Source organism: Microbispora sitophila (genome assembly GCF_014892245.1).
GTDB classification, from domain to species: Bacteria; Actinomycetota; Actinomycetes; order Streptosporangiales; family Streptosporangiaceae; genus Microbispora; species Microbispora siamensis.
The window spans coordinates 139,614-155,713 of the sequence record NZ_JADBGC010000022.1 but is presented as its reverse complement, the minus strand read 5'-3'; the positions used below and the strand labels follow the sequence as shown (position 1 = coordinate 155,713).

Here is a 16,100-nt window from a genome sequence, read left to right as displayed (position 1 = left end):
GGGGGTCAACGGGACGTATCCGGAGGTTTCCTCACTTTACGTCGCGGCACAGTCAACCTGAGGTAGCCTCAGATTGTCAACGCCTCGGGGGACGCCTCCGGGACCACCCGGCCCTCGGCGTGCAGCGTGAGATGGGCGGGCACGCCGACGATCTCGCCGAGGTCGTGGACGAACCACGCCCCCTCCTCCACGGGCGCGAAGCCGTAGTGCGGGTAGAGATCGCGGACCTTGCCGTTCTTGGCGGTCGGCAGGTAGCGGCCGTGGACCTCGGCGAAACCGGCCTCCCTGGCCGCGTGGAGCACCGCCGACAGCACCGCCTGCTCGATGCCGCGGGAGAAGACCCGGCAGCTCAGCAGGAAGTTCTCGATCACCAGACCCTCCGGCCGGGCGCGCAGGAAGACCGCGCCGACGACGCCGTTGCTCCCGAAGCGGTCCGCCGCCGAGATCGCCAGCACCCGGGAGCCGGGCCGCTCCGCCCGCTCCCGGACCTCCTCCGGCGACAGGCGCTCGGTGGTGAGGTTGAACTGGTTGGTCCGCAGCGTGATCTGGGAGAGCCGGGCGGTCTCCCCCGGCTCCGCGGGGGCCAGCCGTACGGACACGTCCAGGCCGGCCAGGAACTCCTCGGCCGAGCCGGCGGCGGCGAGGAACTCCGACCGCGCCGCCTCCTCGTGGTAGCGGCGGGTCCGCGCCCGGTCCTCCGCGGTGATCTCGGTCGTGGTGAACCATCCGTCGGCGAGCAGCGTCACCGCGTGCAGCGCCGGATCGTCGCCCAGGTGGACCACGACGGTCTCCGGAAGCTCGGCCGCGACAGCGGCGCACTCGTGGACGCTGTCGTCGGCGAAGACGACGCTGTCGCCGCCGAGGTTGAGGCCCTCGGTCAGCGCGCGCAGGTTCACCGGCTTGGGGCTCCAGTCGGCCAGGATCCGGACGAAGTCGTCCTCGCGCAGCAGCATGCCGGGGTGGTCGCGCAGGGCGGCGAGCACCGTGTCCCGGTCGTTCTTGCTCACCGCGGCGAGCAGCACGCCCTGGGAGGCGAGCTGCTTCGCCACGCCCTGGAAGCGGCGGAAGGCCTCGCCGCGCGGGCCGTGCCCGACCTCGATGCCCTCCACGCCGTCGTCGCCGAGGATCCCGCCCCACAGCGTGCCGTCCAGGTCGAGGGCGAGCACCTTCCTGGCCCGTCCGGTCCTCGCTCTGACGAGGTGGCCCAGCTCCCGCGCGTACGCGCCGAGCAGCCCGTCGGACAGGTGCGCGCCGGCGTAGGTCTCGAAGCGGGGGTCGCTCAGCTCGGTCGCGGACGACAGCAGCGGGTCGACGTCCACCACGACCACCCGCTCGGCGGACGCGCCGAGCTCCAGCAGCTCGGCGTTGGCCCGGCGCCAGGCCGCACCGAGCCGGGCCCGCGACCTGTGGTCGAGCAGCCGCGCCTGCCACAGGCGGGGCAGCGGCACCGTGTTGAGCACGAGCGCCCCCGAGCCGCTCTCGCCGTACCGGGCGGCCAGCCCCCGCCACAGGGCCAGCTTCCCGGCGAGCACGCGCTCCACGTCCTCGACCGTGAACGGCACGCCCACCTCGTCGAACACGGTCGCGTGGTCGAGCACGCAGACCACGACGTCGGGCTTCCCGGCGTACAGCTCGCTGCCGGGGTCGCCCAGTTCGAAGACGTACGAGCCGAAGCCGGTGAGCCGGACCGACGGCACGTAACCGTGCCGGGCCAGCTCGCCGACGAGCGCGACGCGCAGCGCCTCCAGCGTGCCGTGCCCGGTGACGGTCACCCGCACGGCCGGCAGCCGCGGGTGGAGTTCACGGGCGGCGTCCAGGTCGGCGCGGGCGAGCAGCCGCGCCGCCCGAGCGGCGTCCTCGGCGGACATCGCGGCGAGGAGCGGGCCCACCTCGTCGAAGCGCTCGGCGAGCGTCCCGTCCCGGTGCAGCCCGCGCAGCCGCGCGAGCGCGGCGGCGGTGTCAGTGGTCATCGAGGCTCCATGGCGTCGTGCTCGGATCGTCGGTGCGGGTCGCCGTCGCCCGGGGAGGCGAGCAGCTCGTCCAGGCGGGCCGCCAGCTCGTGGGCCGTGCGGTGGTCGAGCACCAGGCCGGGCGGGACGTTCACGCCGGTCTCGCGGGAGATCCGCCCGGCGATCTCCAGCGCGCCGAAGGAGGTGATGCCCGCCTGGGTGAGGTCGTCGTGCGGACCGAGCGCCCCCGCGGCGTGCCCGAGGGCGCCGTCCACGGCCGCGAGGACCATGGCCAGCAGCACGCCGTGCCGCTCCGCGGCGGGCACACCGTCGAGCGGGGACGACGCCGGCGCCGCGGTCTCGCCTGGCCTCTGCCCGCTCACGTCGGACCGCCAGCGCCGCAGCGCCGCCACCACCTCCCCCACGACGCCGGGAGGCGCGTCGACGCCGCCGACGAGGGCGGCGAACCGCTCGGCGTCGAGGTCGTCCACGGCGCGCCACAGCTCCCGCTCGCGTGGCGAGCCGCCCCGGACGCCGTACGAGGGGGTGATCCAGTGGCGCTCGTGCCGGAAGGGGTAGGTCGGGACGGCTGCCGGGTCGGCGGCCGGGCCCTCTCCGATCACCTTCGCCCAGGCGACCGCGACGCCCCGCGCATACGCCTGGGCGAGCGCCCGCAGCACCGAGCGGGCCTCGGCCGACGGGTCGCGCGCCAGCGGGATCGCGGCCACCTCGCCGCTCTCCTCCGCGAGGCAGTCGGCGACCATGCCCGCCGTCGTGGCGTCGGGGCCGATCTCCACGAAGGTGTCCACTCCCAGGGCCCGCAGCGCCCGCACCCCGTCGTGGAAGCGGACCGGCTCGCGCACCTGCGCGGCCCAGTGGTCCGGCGCGGCCAGCTCCTCGCGCGTCGCGACCCTCCCGGTGCGGGTGGAGACCAGCACGGCGGCGGGCTCCCGTACGGTCAGGGCCCGGGCGGCCTCCGCCAGGCCGGGCAGGGCGCTGTCCATGTGCGGGGAGTGGAACGCCTGGCTCACCGCGAGGGGCCTGGTGCGCACGCCCCGCGCCCGCCAGCCGGCCGCCAGCCTGCGGACGGCGGCGGCGTCCCCGGAGATCACCGTCGAGCGGGGGCCGTTGACCGCGGCCACCGCGACCAGGCCGTCCACCTCCTTCAGCGAGGCGGCGACCTCCGGCTCCGGCGCGCGCAGCGACACCATCGCGCCGCCCTCGGGAGCCGCCTGCATGGCCAGGGCGCGGGCCACGACCAGGGACGCCGCGTCGTCGAGCGAGAGCGCCCCCGCGGCGTGCGCCGCCGTGAGCTCCCCGATCGAGTGGCCGAGCAGCGCGCCGCCGGTCAGGCCCAGGTCTTCGGCCAGCCGGAACATGGCGAGCTGGGTGGCGAACAACGCCGGCTGGGCGAACTCGGTGCGCCGCAGCAGCGCGGCCGTCGGCGACCCCTCCGGGGCGAACACCACCTCGGCCACGCCCGGACCGTCCGCGCCGCGCCGCGTGCGGGCGCGGTCCAGCGCGGCGCAGGCGGCGTCGAACGCCTCGGCGTACGCGGGGAACCGCCGGTGCAGCTCCCGGCCCATGCCGGGGCGCTGGGTGCCCTGCCCCGAGAACACGAAGGCCACAGCGGGGGCGGGCCGGGCGGCGCCGACCGGCGCGGCGGACGCGGCCAGCGCGTCCAGCTCGCGGGACAGCTCGGCGGCGTCCGCTCCGATCGCCACCGCCCGGTGGCGGAACGACGAGCGGGTGCCGATCAGCGTCCGCGCCACGGCCGCGAGATCGACCCCCTCCCCGCCCTGTCCCACGCGCTCCGCGACCGCTCCGGCCCTCGCATCGTCCTCTGCGGCTTCCTCCTCGGCCCCGTCAGAGCGCTTTCCGGCGACGCCCGGGCGCTCCCCGAGTGGGCCTCCGGCGCGCAGGAGGTCGCGCAGGCGTGCGGCCTGGGCGCGCACCGCCTCGGGGGACCGGCCCGACAGCACCCAGGGGACGGCCGCCGGTTCCCCGCCCGGCTCCGCCCGCGGCTCCGCGCCGGATCCGGGCTCCGGCGCCGCCCCGGTCGCTCCGCGCGGCGCCGGAACCGAAGGCTCGGGCTCCGAGTGCTCGGGCTCCGAAGGCTCGGGCGCCGGGGGCTCCTCGACGACGAGGTGGGCGTTGGTCCCGCTGATGCCGAAGGAGGAGACGCCCGCCCGGCGGGGCCGGTCGGCCCTGGGCCAGGGCCGGGGCCGGGTCAGCGGGGCCACCCCGCCCTCGTCCCAGTCGACCAGCGCGGACGGCTCGTCCGCGTGCAGGGTCGCCGGAAGCGTCTCGTGCCGGAGCGCCTGCACCATCTTGATGACCCCGGCCACCCCGGCGGCGGCCTGCGTGTGTCCCAGGTTCGACTTCACCGAGCCGACCCACAGGGGCTCCCGCCGCCCCGGGGCCGTGCCGTACGCCTCGATGAGGGCGCCCGCCTCGATGGGATCGCCGAGGGCCGTCCCGGTGCCGTGCGCCTCGACGGCGTCCACGTCCGCGGGGGACAGCCCCGCCGCCCGCAGGGCCGCCTCGATCACCTTGCGCTGGGCGGGGCCGCTCGGCGCGGTGATGCCGTTGCTCGCCCCGTCGGAGTTGATCGCCGATCCGCGGATGACGGCGAGGACCGGGTGGCCCGCGCGCAGGGCGTCGCCGAGGCGCTCCAGCACCAGCATCCCCACGCCCTCGCCGAAGCCGGTGCCGTCGGCCGACCGGGAGAACGCCTTGCAGCGGCCGTCGGCCGCGAGCCCGCCCTGCAGGGCGAACTCCACGAACACCCGGGGAGTGGCCATGACCGTCGCCCCGCCGGCGAGCGCCAGGTCGCACTCGGACGCCCGCAGCGACCGTACGGCCAGGTGGACCGCGACGAGCGAGGACGAGCACGCCGTGTCCACCGTGAGGGCGGGCCCCTCGAACCCGAAGGTGTAGGCCAGGCGGCCCGAGGCCATGCTGGTGGCGTTCCCGGTCATCAGGTAGCCCTCGGCCTCGGGCGGCACGCCGTCCAGTGGCGGGGCGTAGTCCTGGTAGATCACCCCGGTGAAGACCCCGGTCCTGCTGCCGCGCAGCGAGGCGGGGACGATGCCGGCCCGCTCCATCGCCTCCCACGACACCTCCAGAAGCTGGCGGTGCTGAGGGTCCATCGCGGCGGCCTCGCGCGGCGCGATGCCGAAGAAGGCGGCGTCGAAGCCCGCGGCGTCGTCGAGGAACCCCCCGGCCTTCGTGTGCTCGTGCAGCGCCGGATCCCAGCCGCGGTCGGCGGGAAACTCGCCGACGACGTCGGCGCCATCGGCGACCACCCGCCACAGGTCCTCGGGCGAGCGGACGCCGCCGGGGAACCGGCATGCCATCGCCACCACGGCCACCGGCTCGGGCTCGGTCAGGGCCGCCAGCTCCCGCTTCACCCGCGTGAGCTCGGCGGTCGTCCATCGGAGGTATTCGACCAGTCGCTTCTCGTCAGACATGCCGCCGTCCCTCGGATCGGAACTCGGAGTCGATGAACCGGAACAGCTCCTCCGCGGTCGCCGGGATCTCGCCGCCGGTCGCGCGAGCGGGGGGAGCCGTGAGCGCCGGGACCGCCGGCCCGGGGTCGGCCGTCGCGCCCGGGTCGTCCGGGCCGCCGGGGTCGTCCGGGGCCAGGCGGCCGAGCAGGTATTCCGCCAGGGCGTCCGGGGTCGGGTGGTCGAAGACCACCGTGGCCGGCAGCCGAAGGCCGGTCGCCTTGCCGAGCCGGTTGCGCAGCTCGACGGCGGTCAGCGAGTCGAACCCGAGCTCCCGGAAGCTGCGCGGCTCGCCGGCGTCGTCCCCGGGGGCCCGGCCGAGCACGGCCTCGACGCACCGCAGCACCGTCTCGTTCACCAGCGCGCGCCGCCGCGCGGGCTCCGCCACGGCGAGCAGGCCCGGCAGGTCGGGGGTCGTCCCCGCCGGAGCGCTCGCCGAGGGCGCTTCGGCGCGGGCGAGCCCGCGCAGCGGCGCGGCGAGATCCGGTACGGCCGCCAGCCTCGCCGGGTCGAGCCGTACGGCGGCCAGGGCCGGGGCGGCCGCGTCCAGCGCCGCGTCGAGCAGCGCCAGGGCGTGCTCCGGCGCCATCGGCAGCAGGCCGGAGCGCGCCATCCTGGCCCGGTCGGCCGCCGAGAGCCCGCCGGTCATGGCGCTGTCCGACCGCCACAGGCCCCACGCGACGGAGGTCGCCGATAACCCCTCGCGAGCCCGCAGGGCGGCCAGGGCGTCGAGGAAGACGTTGGCCGCCGCGTAGGCCGCCTGCCCCGCGCTGCCGACGATCCCGGCCGCGCTGGAGAACAGCACGAACGCGGCGAGGTCGAGGTGCCGCGTCAGCTCGTGCAGGTGCCAGGCGCCGTCGGCCTTCGGCCTGAGCACGGCGTCGAGCCGTTCGGCGTCGAGGGTGGCCAGCGTGGCGTCGTCGAGGACGCCGGCGGCGTGCACCACGGCCGTCAGCGGCCGCTCGGCGGGCACCTCGCCGAGCACGCGGGCCAGCGCGGCGTGGTCCGCGACGTCGGCGGCGGCGACCGTCAGCCGCGCCCCGAGCCCGTCCAGCTCGGCACGCAGGTCCTCGACCCCCGGAGCGCGCTCCCCCTGCCTGCTCACCAGCAGCAGGTGCCGTACGCCGTGCCGCCGGGCCAGGTGCGCGGCGACCAGCCGTCCCACGCCGCCCGTGCCGCCCGTGACCAGGACCGTCCCCTCGGGATCGAGCGGGCGGGGGATCCGCAGCGCCACCTTGCCGACGTGACGGGCGAGGCCGAGGTGCCGTACGGCCTCGGGGGCACGGCCGGTCTCCCAGGCCGTCACCGGGAGCGGGGCGAGGACGCCCTCGGCGAGGAGCCCGGCGATGTCGGCGAGCATGGCGGCGATCCGGTCCGGCCCGGCCTCGGCCAGGTCGAAGGCCCGGTAGAGGACGCCGTGCCGGTCGCGGATCTCGGCGGGGTCGCGCACGTCGGTCTTGCCCATCTCGACGAAGCGGCCGCCTGGCGCGAGCAGTCCCAGCGAGGCGTCCACGAACTCGCGGGCCAATGAGTTGAGCACGATGTCCACGCCCCGGCCGCCGGTCGCGGCGCGGACGGCCCCGGCGAAGGACAGGTCGCGCGAGTTCGCGACGCGCTCGGGCGGCAGGCCCGCCCGTTCCAGGTGCGGCCACTTGCCGGGACTCGCGGTGCCGAAGACCGTCAGCCCCCAGTGGCGGGCGAGCTGGACGGCCGCGCCGCCCACGCCGCCCGCCGCCGAGTGCACGAGCAGCCGCTCACCGGGCCGCGCGGCGGCGAGGTCACGCAACGCGTAGTAGGCCGTGAGGAAAACCGCGGGCACGGTCGCCGCCTGGGCGAACGAGAGCCCGGCCGGGATCGGCGCGAGCAGGCGGTGGTCGGTGACGGCCGAGGGTCCGATGCCGCCGGCGACGAGCCCCATCACGCGGTCTCCCGGCGCGAGGCCGGTGACGCCGTCGCCGGTCTCCAGGACGACGCCCGCGCCCTCGGTGCCGAGGTCGGCCGCGCCGGGGTACATGCCGAGGACCAGCATCGCGTCGCGGAAGTTGAGCCCCGCGGCCCGCACCGCCACCCGCACCTCGCCGGGCCCGAGCGGCCGGTCCTCGGCGGGCCGGCACACGAGGTCCTCGGCGACGCCGCCCTCCCCCGCCTCCAGGCGCCAGCCGCCGCGCGGCCGCATGAGGTCGGGGCGGCGGGGGGCCAGCCGGGGCGCCAGCGGGCGGCCGTCCCTGAGCGCCGTCTGCGGCTCTCCACCGGCGGCGGCGTCGAGCACCGCGGCGAGCGGAGCGCCACCGTCGTCCACGAGGACGATCCGGCCCGGCTCTTCGCTCTGCGCGCTGCGGACGAGGCCCCAGACGGCGGCCCCGTCGAGCGCGCCCACCGGGTCGCCGGGGGCGGCGGCGACCGCGTCCCGGGTGCGTACGACGAACAGCGTCCCGGCGAGCCGGGCGTCGGCGAGGCCACGCCGCAGCGTGCCGAGCACCTCCAGCAGGGCCGTCCTGACCGCCTCCGGCACGCCGCCGTCCGGTGGAGCGGCGGGCACGGTGATCACCAGCACGGCCGGGGCGGGCGCCCCGGCGTCCAGGGCCGCGAGCGCCGCGTCCAGGCCGGGGAAGTCCGGGCCCGTGGCGCCGAGCACCCAGGCCCGCTCGCGCGGGACGCCGGCACCGGGGGTCACCGGCTCCCAGACGAGCTCGTACAGCGAGTCGCCCCCGGAGGCCGCGGCGAGATCGGCCGGGTCGGCCGCGCGGAACGTCACCGCGTCGATCGACGCCACCGGCGCGCCGTCCGCGGCGGCCAGTTCGACGGCCACCGCGTCGTCGCCCGCCCGGCGCAGCCGTACGCGGACGGTCTCCGGGGCCGGGCCGTGCGCGGTGAACCCCCGCCACGTGAAGGGCAGCCGCACGGCGCCGTCGTCGGGGAACAGGCGGGCGGGGGCGAGGGCGTGCAGGGCGGCGTCCAGCACCGTGGGGGCGAGGCGGAACCCCGCCGGGGCGTCCAGGGACACCTCCGCGACGACGTCCTCTCCCGACCGCCACGCCGCCCGCAGGCCGCGAAAGGCCGGGCCGTAGCGGTAGCCCTTCGCCGCGAGGTCCTCGTACAGCCCGTCGACGGGCAGGGGGACGGCCCCGGCCGGCGGCCACGCTTCCCCGGGGGACACCCCGTCCGGGCCTGCGGACACGGCGGACGCGGGCACGGCGGGGGCGAGGACGCCGGCGGCATGGGGCGTCCACGGCGCGCCGAGTGGGTCGGCGGCCTCCGGCCCGGAGGCGGGCCGGGCGTGCAGGCCGATCTCGCGCCGCCCGTCCGGCCCGGCCGGTCCCACCGTCACCTGGATCTCCGTCGCGCCGGACGGCTCCAGGACGAGCGGCCGGGTCAGGGTCAGCTCGTCCACGCGCGGCGCGCCCACCGTCCCCCCGGCGAAGGCGGCCAGCTCCGCGAGCACCGCGCCGGGCACCAGGACCGTGCCCTCCACGGCGTGGTCGGCCAGCCAGGGGTGGCCGTCGAGGCCGAGACGGCCGAGCAGCAGCACGCGGTCCTCCCCCGCCTGCCGCAGCACGGCGTCCAGCAGCGGATGGGCGGCCCGGCCGGCCCCCGGCACGGCGGCCGCGGTCCGCACCGGCGCGTCCAGCCAGTGACGGCGCCGGTCGAAGGCATAGGTGGGCAGGGTGGGAATCGGCCGTGGCGCGCGGCCCGACGGCCCGGCGAGCAGGTGGGCGCCCCAGTCGACCGGCACGCCGTTGACCCACGCCTCGGCCACCGAGAGCAGCACGCGGCGCAGGCCGCCGTCCTCCCGCCGCAGGGTGCCGACGACGGCGGGCGAGCGGGCCTCCGGGTGCGCGTCGAGGATCTCCTGGACCCCCATGCCGACCACCGGGTGCGGGCTGACCTCGATGAAGACCTCGTGCCCGGCCGTGAGGGCCGCCTCCACGGCCGGCTGGAGCAGCACGGGGCTGCGCAGGTTGCGGTACCAGTACGCGGGCCGTCCGAAATCGGTCTCCCCGCCGGGGTCGACCCTTCCCCCGGTCACCGTCGAGAAGACGTCGGCCGTGTAGGCCGGCAGCGGCGCGGGCTCGGGCAGCACCTCGAGCAGCTCCGCCTCCAGCGGCTCCACCTGCGGAGAGTGCGAGGCGTAGTCCACGTCGACGAGCCGGACGCGCACACCCCGCTCCCGCAGCTCGCGCCGCAGGCGGTCCACCGCTCCCGCGGCCCCCGCGACGACGGTCGCGGCCGGCCCGTTGATGGCGGCGACCGCGATCCCGGCCACCTCGCCCTCGGTCGCCTCGATGGCGGCGGCGACCACGTCCGCCGAGGCGGCGACCGACAGCATCGCGCCCCTGCCGGACAGCGCCCGCAGCGCGCGGCTGCGCAGCGCCACCACCGCGGCCGACTCCTCCAGCGAGAGGGCCCCGGCCGTGAGCGCGGCGGCGATCTCGCCCTGGGAGTGCCCGACGACCGCGGCGGGCCGTACGCCGAAGGACTCCCAGACCGCGGTCAGGCCGGTCATCGTGGCCCACAGGACAGGCTGGACGACGTCGACCCTCCCCAGGTCGGCGCCGTCGAGCAGGGCCTCCCGCAGGGACCAGCCGGTGACCGGGTCGAGAGCGGCGGCGCACTCGGCGATCCGGGCGGCGAAGGCGGGCGAGTCCTCGACCAGGGCCCGGGCCATGCCGTCCCACTGCGCGCCCTGCCCCGGGTAGAGGAAGACGGGCCGGCGGGCCTGCCTGGCGTACCCGGTGACGGCCGTCGCGGCGGGCGTCCCCTCGGCGACGGCGGCGAGCCCCTCGACCGCCTCCCCGATGACCGAGGCCACGACGACCGCCCGGTGCGCGAACTCGGCCCTGGTGCGCACCAGTTCCGCCGCGACGTCGGCCAGCGGGACGCCCGGGTGTCGTTCCAGATAACCGGCCAACCTGCGCGCCTCGCCGCGCAACGCGCCCGGCGACTTGGCCGACAGGACCAGCGGGACCGCGGCGGCGGGCGCCGGCTCCGGCCGGGCGTCGGGTACGGCGTCCGCGGCGGGCGGCTCCTCCACGATCACGTGGGCGTTGGTGCCGCTCATGCCGAAGGCCGAGACGCCGAAGCGCCGCGGGCGGTCCCCGGCGGGCCAGGGCACGGCCTCGGTGAGCAGTTCGAGCCCGCCCGCGTCCCAGTCCACGTGGCGCGACGGGCCGTCGACGTGCAGCGTGCGCGGCAGCGTCCGGTGCTCCAGCGCGAGGACCATCTTGATGACGCCGCCGACCCCGGCCGCGGCCTGGGTGTGGCCGATGTTCGACTTGAGCGACCCCAGCCGCAGCGGCGGGCGGTCGCCCCTGGCCGCGCCGTACGTGCGCAGCAGGGCCCGCGCCTCGACCGGATCGCCGAGCGTGGTGCCGGTGCCGTGGGCCTCGACCGCGTCCACGTCGGCCGGGGACAGCCCTGCGGCGCGCAGCGCCTCCTCGATCACCCGTTCCTGGGCGGGGCCGTTGGGGGCGGTGAGGCCGTTGCTCGCGCCGTCCTGGTTGACGGCCGTCCCCTTCACGACGGCGAGCACCGGGTGACCGTTGCGCCGCGCGTCCGACAGCCGCTCCACGAGCAGCAGGCCGACGCCCTCGCTGAAGCCCGTCCCGTCGGCCGCGTCCGCGAACGCCCGGCACCGGCCGTCGGGCGACAGCCCGCGCTGGCGGCTGAACTCGACGAACGTGGCCGGCGTGGCCATGAGCGTCGCCCCGCCCACCAGGGCCAGGTCGCACTCCCCGTCCCGCAGCGCCCGTACGGCGAGGTGGAGGGCGACGAGCGAGGACGAGCACGCGGTGTCCACCGTGATCGCCGGGCCTTCGAGACCGTAGGTGTAGGCGATCCGGCCGGACGCCACGCTCCCGGCGCTGCCGGTGCCGAGGTAGCCGCCGTGCTCGCGGGGGTCGTCCTGGGCCCGCGCGCCGTACTCCGTGTAGATGAGGCCGACGTAGACGCCGGTGCGCGAGCCGCGCAGGCGGGACGGGTCGATGCCCGCGCGCTGGAACGCCTCCCACGACGTCTCCAGCAGCAGCCGCTGCTGTGGGTCGGCCGCCCGCGCCTCCCGCGGGTTCATCTCGAAGAAGCCGGCGTCGAAGCCGGCGGCGTCGTGGATGAAGCCGCCGTGGCGGGCGTAGGACGTGCCCGGGGTGTCGGGGTCGTCGTCGAACAGCGTCGCGAGGTCCCAGCCGCGGTCGGCGGGGAACGGCCCGATGGCGTCGCCGCCCGCCTCCAGCAGATCCCAGAGCTCTTCCGGGGTCGTGACGCCGCCGGGATAGCGGCAGGCCATGGACACGATGACGACGGGCTCCTCCGCCGCCTCGCCGCCGCGCCGCTCCGGAACCGCCGGGGCGGCGGCGGTGGCGGCGGTGGCGGCTCCCGTCAGGGATTCGTCCAGATGGCGGGCCAGGGCACGCGGGGTGGGGTGGTCGAACACGAGCGTGCTCGGCAGGCGCAGGCCGAGGGTGCGGCCCAGGTGGTCGCGGAGTTGCACGCCGGTCAGCGAGTCGAGCCCCAGGTCGCGGAAGGGCCGCTCGGGACGCACCTCCCCCGCCGACTCGTAGCCGAGGATCCCGGCGACCGCCCGCGCCACCAGGTCGAGCAGGCGGTCCTCCCGTTCTCGCGCGCTCAGGCCGTCCAGGGCGGCGTACGCCCCGGCGGCCGTCACGGGAGAGACGTCGTTCCCGGAGGTCCGCCTCTCCAGGGGCTTCAGCCGCAGCCCCGGGGACCCGGCGGGGGACGCCTCGCGGCCGGCCTCTTCCGGTGCCGGTCGTACGCGTACCTCGTCGGCGGTCAGCACGACCCTGCCGTCGCCGTCGGAGACACGCACGGAGAAGGTGTCCGGCCCGCTCCTGCCCAGCCGCGCCCGCAGCGCGCCCGGGAGGCCGCCGGGCGGCGCGTACGCCCGCACGCCGCTCCAGGCGAAGGGCACGACGACCTCGGACGGGCCGTCGTCCCCCGTCACGCGGTCCAGGAAGGCGGCCTGCACCGCGCCGTCCAGCACGGCGGGATGCAGCGCGAACCCCTCCTCCCCCGAGGGCGCCGCCGCCTCCCGCGCCGGGGCGGCCCCTCCGGCGGCCGAGGTGCCCTCGGCGGTGACCGGGATCGACACAGTGGGAACCGGGGCCGGCGAAGCGGTGACCGCCAGCTCGGCGAACAGCTCGCCGTTCCGCCGCCAGGCGGCGCGCACGGCGCGCAGGGCGGGGCCGTAGTGCACCCCCGCCTCGGCAAGCCGGTCGTACCCGGCCGCCGCGTCGATCGGCTCCGCGCCCTCGGGCACCCACTCGCCGGGAGAGCCGTCCGGCCGCGCCTGTCCCGTCCCGGCCGGCTCCGCGCCGGGGGGACTCTCGACGCTGAGGGAGCCGGAGGCGTGCAGCCGCCAGGCACCCGCGGCGTCGCCCTCGCCCGTCCTGGCGTGGATCGTGAAGGTGGCGCCGCCCGGCGCGTGCTCCACCTCGAGCTGCATCTGGACCTGCACCTGGACTGGGCCCGCCGCCTCCACCGGGGCGACGAGCGTGACGTCCTCCACGACGGGCAGGCCGACCCTCTCACCCGCCGCCAGCGCCAGCTCGACCAGAGCGCTCCCGGGCAGCAGCGCGCGCTCCCCCAGCCGGTGTTGCCGCGCCCACCCTCCGGCCGGCAGCGCGCCCGAGAACAGCACCCTCCCCCCGGCGGCGTCCTCGACGGCGACGCCGAGCACGGGGTGGCCCGTCAGGGGAAGGCCGGTCGGCCCGGCGGACCCTGCGGTGACGGTGTCCAGCCAGTACCGCCGCTCCTGGAAGGCGTACGTGGGAAGGTCGAGCACCTGCCCCGCCGCGAACGGACCCCACTCCACCGGGACGCCGGCCGCGAACAGCGATCCGGCCGAGGTGAGCAGCCGGTCGAGGCCTCCGTCGTCGCGGCGCAGCGTGGCCACCACGTCCGCCTCCACGCCGGCCTCCTCGGCCGTGTCCCGCAGCGGCGCCGCCAGCACCGGGTGCGGGCTGACCTCCAGGAAGCACCGGTGGCCCGCGGAGATCAGGGCGGCCACGGTCTCGCTGAGCCGCACCGGCTCGCGCAGGTTGTCGTACCAGTACGCGGCGTCGAGCGTGGCGCCGTCCAGCTCAGCGGCCACCACCGTCGAGTGGAAGGGCGTCCCGCCGGAGCGGGGACGGATGCCCGAGAGGCGGGCGAGCAGGGTCTCGCGCAACGGCTCCACGGCGGGCGAGTGGGACGCGTAGTCCACGGGCACGAGCCGGGCCCGTACGCCCTCGGCCTCGCACCGGGCGACCAGCTCGCGCACCGCGCCCGCCTCGCCCGACACGACGGTGGCGGCGGGCCCGTTCAGAGCCGCCACCGCGACGCCGTCGAGGTCGCCGAAGCGGCGGCCGACTTCGGCGGCGGGCAGCTCGACCGACGCCATCGCCCCGCCGCCCGCGATGTCCGCGATGGCGCGGCTGCGCCGGGCGACCAGGGCCGCGGCGTCGGCCAGGTCCAGGACGCCGGCCGCGTACGCCGCCGCGATCTCGCCCTGGGAGTGGCCCACCACCGCGGCCGGTTCGACGCCGAGGGACCGCCAGGCGGCGGTCAGCGAGGCCATCACCGCGAACAGGGCCGGCTGCACCACGTCGACCCTGTTCAGGAGGTCGGCCGCGCCGCCCTCGGGCGAGGTCACCACCTCGACGAGGTCCCAGTCGACATGGGGGGCGAGGGCGGCGGCGCACCGCAGCATCTCCTCCCGGAACGGCTCGGAGACGGCGAACAGCTCGCGGGCCATCCCGGCCCACTGGGATCCCTGGCCGGGGAAGACGAACACCGGCCGCGACGGGGCCTGCGCCTCCCCCGCCACGGCACGCGGGGATGGCAGGCCCTCCTCCAGCGCGGCCAGTCCTCCGGTCAGTCCGCGCAGGTCCGTCCCCACCACGACCGCGCGGTGCGCGAGGTCGGCCCGGGCCGTACGCAGCGTGTGGGCGACGTCGGCCGGGTCGGCGCCGGGGTGGTCCTCCGCCCACCGCCGCAACCGGCCGACCTGGGCGCGCAGGGCGGCCTCGGTGTGCCCGGACACCGTCCAGACCACCGGCCGCCCCGCACCGGCCACCTCCGGCACCGCGCCGGACGTGGCCTCCTCGGAGGACGGGGCCGCCGGTGGGAGGGCGTCCCCCGCGCCGGCGTCATCCCCGCCGGTTTCTCCCTCGCCCGGCTCCCCCGGCGGAGAGGGCGTCCCGGTCTCGGCCGGGGGCTGCTCGACGATCACGTGGGCGTTGGTGCCGCTGATGCCGAAGGAGGAGATCGCGGCCCGGCGGGGGCGGACCCGATCGGGCCAGGGGCGGGCGGCCGTGAGCGGGGCGAGACCGCCGGCGGCCCAGTCGACGTGCGGGGTGGGCTCGTCGATGTGCAGGCTCGCGGGGAGGACGCCGTGCCGCATGGCCAGCGCCATCTTGATGACGCCGCCGACACCCGCGGCCGCCTGCGAGTGCCCGATGTTGGACTTGAGCGAGCCCAGCCACACCGGGTCGTCGGCGGCGCGGGCCCTGCCGTACACCTCCATCAGCGCGTTCGCCTCGATGGGGTCGCCGAGGCCGGTGCCGGTGCCGTGCCCCTCGACCGCGTCCACCTCCTCGGGGCCGAGACCGGCGTCGGCGAGCGCGGCCCGGATGACCCGCTGCTGCGCCGCGCCGTTGGGCGCGGACAGGCGGCTGCTCGCGCCGTCGGAGTTGACCGCGCTGCCGCGCAGGACCGCGACGACCGGGTGGCCCCTGCGCCGGGCCTCCGACAGCCGCTCCACGAGCACCAGCCCGACGCCCTCGGCCCAGCCGGTGCCGTCGGCCGCCGCCGCGTACGCCTTGCAGCGGCCGTCGGGGGCGAGCCCGCGCTGGCGGCTGAACTCGACGAACGTGCCCGGGGTCGCCATGACGGTCGCGCCTCCGGCCACGGCCAAGTCGCAGTCCCCCCGGCGGACCGCCTGCGCGGCGTAGTGGAGGGCGACCAGCGACGACGAACACGCCGTGTCCAGGGTGACGGCCGGCCCCTGCAGGCCGAAGGCGTAGGCGATGCGGCCGGAGGCGATGCTCCCCGCGCTGCCGGTGCCGATGAACCCCTCGAATCCCTCGGGGGCGCGCACATGGCGGGAGCCGTAGTCGGAGTACATGACCCCCACGAACACCCCGATCCGCTCGCCCGACAACCCGCGCGGGTCGAGCCCGGCCCGTTCGAAGACCTCCCAGGCGGCCTGGAGGAGCAGCCGCTGCTGAGGGTCGACGGCCAGGGCCTCGCGCGGGCTGATGCCGAACAGCTCCGCGTCGAAGCCCGCGGCGTCGTGCAGGAACCCGCCCTCGAAGGCGTAGCTCGTACCCTCCCGGTCCGGGTCGGGGTCGAACAGCTCGTGGAGTGGCCACCCCCGGTCCCGGGGGAAGGGGGTGATCGCGTCGGTGCCCGACTCGACCAGCCGCCACAGGTCCTCGGGCGTCCGCACACCGCCGGGGTAGCGGCAGGCCATGGCGACGATCGCCAGCGGCTCGTGCGCGGCCTGTTCGAGCCGCTCCAGCTCCGCGCGGGCGCGCAGCAGGTCGGCCGTGGTCCGCCGGAGATAGTCGCGCAGCTTGTCTTCATTCGCCATGGATGAACCGCTCTCCGTCCTGAGGATCCGTGGTTCTGCGGGAAAGGGCGTGCGGCG

General features: G+C 77.3%; 3 protein-coding genes. All 3 read right to left on the bottom strand.

All coding sequences use genetic code 11. From position 1 onward, the window contains the following. Window positions 1–68 precede the first annotated feature (68 nt). From IL992_RS33515 to IL992_RS33505, 3 genes are read right to left on the bottom strand one after another with little or no spacing between them, the layout of a single operon-like run. On the bottom strand, window positions 69–1,970 hold the full coding sequence (locus tag IL992_RS33515; protein WP_193207327.1) for an HAD-IIIC family phosphatase: 1,902 nt from the start codon (window positions 1,968–1,970) through the stop codon (window positions 69–71). After that, window positions 1,967–5,422: a type I polyketide synthase gene (locus IL992_RS33510; RefSeq protein WP_193207326.1), complete on the bottom strand. Its 3,456-nt coding sequence runs from the start codon at window positions 5,420–5,422 to the stop codon at window positions 1,967–1,969. Before IL992_RS33510 ends, IL992_RS33515 begins: the two co-directional genes overlap by 4 nt. Next, window positions 5,415–16,043, bottom strand: a complete 10,629-nt coding sequence (locus IL992_RS33505; protein ID WP_193207325.1) for a type I polyketide synthase — start codon at window positions 16,041–16,043, stop codon at window positions 5,415–5,417. The genes IL992_RS33510 and IL992_RS33505 overlap by 8 nt, the downstream gene beginning before the upstream one ends. Window positions 16,044–16,100: the final 57 nt, after the last annotated feature.